This is a genomic window from Polaromonas sp. P3_C2 (assembly GCF_056402675.1).
The window spans coordinates 1-1,850 of record NZ_JBFUGX010000742.1 but is presented as its reverse complement, the minus strand read 5'-3'; the positions used below and the strand labels follow the sequence as shown (position 1 = coordinate 1,850).

The 1,850-nt window shown below is 59.2% G+C and carries 1 protein-coding gene; it reads right to left on the bottom strand.

Going from position 1 to position 1,850, the window contains the following annotated elements; genetic code table 11:
* Nucleotides 1-1,544 (bottom strand): DUF6531 domain-containing protein (locus AC1DWI_RS21400; RefSeq protein ID WP_477725701.1); only part of this gene is annotated, 1,544 nt, incomplete at its 3' end.
* Nucleotides 1,545-1,850: the final 306 nt, after the last annotated feature.

The following is a 1,850-nucleotide window of genomic DNA, read 5'->3' as shown; positions in this document are numbered from 1 at the left end:
GTCGTTGTCTGCACTTCGGGCAATCCTGCTGCCCTGGTCGTACTCAAGGGAAGGCGCCGGTTGATGTCCCATGTGTACATGGTGTTCACGCCCAGGAAGTCGGTCTCCTGGGTGATGAAGCCGTTGGCGTCCTGTACTCGGCTGGCGGCGGATGGAGCGCCTGTTCCGCTGGGCTTGTCGGCGCCGGTGACACCCAGTTGCCCCTTGTTGGTGCTGTAGTTGTAGGTGCGCTGGGTGCCCAAGGGGTCGGTCACTGTGGCTGAGCCAGGGGTGGCGTAACTCACCGTGTACAGGTCGGCACCGCCCGCATAGCCGCTGCTGATGGCGCGGCCCAGGCTGTCATAGGCGATGTTGGACAGCCGGATTCCCCGCTCATCGGTGATGCCGGTGACCAGTTGGGCGTAAGTAGCGTTCTCGTAGTGGTAGATGCGGGTGACGGTGCCTCCCGAAGTACCAGGGTAACTGACGCTGGTCAGGTGTGAGGTGGCGGTGGTGCCGTCGTAGCTGTAGCTGATGATCCGGCCATCGCTGCCGATGACGCTCGTCAGCTGGCTGCTGGGGTTGTACGCAAAGCTCAAGGTGCGGCCGAACTGGTTGCTCACACTGAGGAGCAATCCTGCGACCGGAGCGGTCGTGGATATGGTGCTGGGCGTGCTGTAGGTATAGCTTTGGATCCAACCGTTTCTCTGGGTCACGGTGAGCAGCTTGCCTGCCGTATCGAACTGCCACAGGCTATCGTCGTCCAGCCGTTTATACAGAAGGCCTGTGGCGTTGGGGATCAGGCTGTCGGCGCTGTTGCCGGCGTCCCAGCTGCTGGTAGTGACATTCCAACTGAAGGTGCGTACGCTGCCGTCGCCAAAGATGACGCGGGCGATGTTGCCTGCAGCGCCAGCCGTGCCTTCTTGCTTGATCGAGATGGCGTGGTTGTGCGACCAGGCGCGGGTCAGCCCGGGATTGACTGCCAGGCCTCTATCTGCCGCACCGGCCCAGCTGCTTCGGAAGTGCCGCACCAAGCTCAGGGCATCTGCGCCTTGCCCTGTGTAGTCGGTTTGCGCCAGGATTTTCTCGCCTGTCGCTGGAATGATCGGCTTGGCGGTTTGCTCTCCATCGCAAAGAGGGCATTTCTTGGGTTTGTCTGGGTCTGATCTTGGATCGGATGCTACTGATGCACTTGTCACTGGCGGGTCTGAGACCGCTGGTGGGGATGGCACATCGCAACCAGTTTGGGCGGCGTTTTCTACATTAGGGGGAACGCATGTGCAGCTGTTGCCCGAGGGCGCGGCACCTGAAGGACAGGAAATAGGCGTGGAGCGAGTGCCTGCCGAAAATGTCCCCCACAATCCACCATCCTTATAAAAGTCGCAGGAATTAGCAGCGGTACAGTTGGAGTAGGTCCATGACCCACCAAATATTGCCGCGCCGGCCGCAGCCTCAGCACCAGCAGCGGCCTCGAGGGACGGAAACCACCCCCTAGCATCATTGAAGATGTACTCAGTCCCCCCAGGAGTTGCGGAAAACGAGGCGTGTGCAGGTGTCCAGATCATTGCCAGCATGAGCGCTAGCACAGCAGTAGCGCCTAGACGATAAAGATGGGCAATGCCACCTCCAAAATCACCATGACTACGAAATTTCCGGCTTGCGGTCACCCGCAATAAGACTGCGAGCGGCGAGTGAGTAAAAGGACGTTCATCGATCACTCGCAAGAGCGCATGAAAAAACTGCCTGCATGCATTCTCTATTGCCCTCGCTCGCCCTATGATCGATTTGTAGTCATGGTTTTCTTCAATGCGATTCAATTGACTGCTCCCGTAACTTGTTGGATCCGGTTCAGGGCGTCATACACCCTGGTG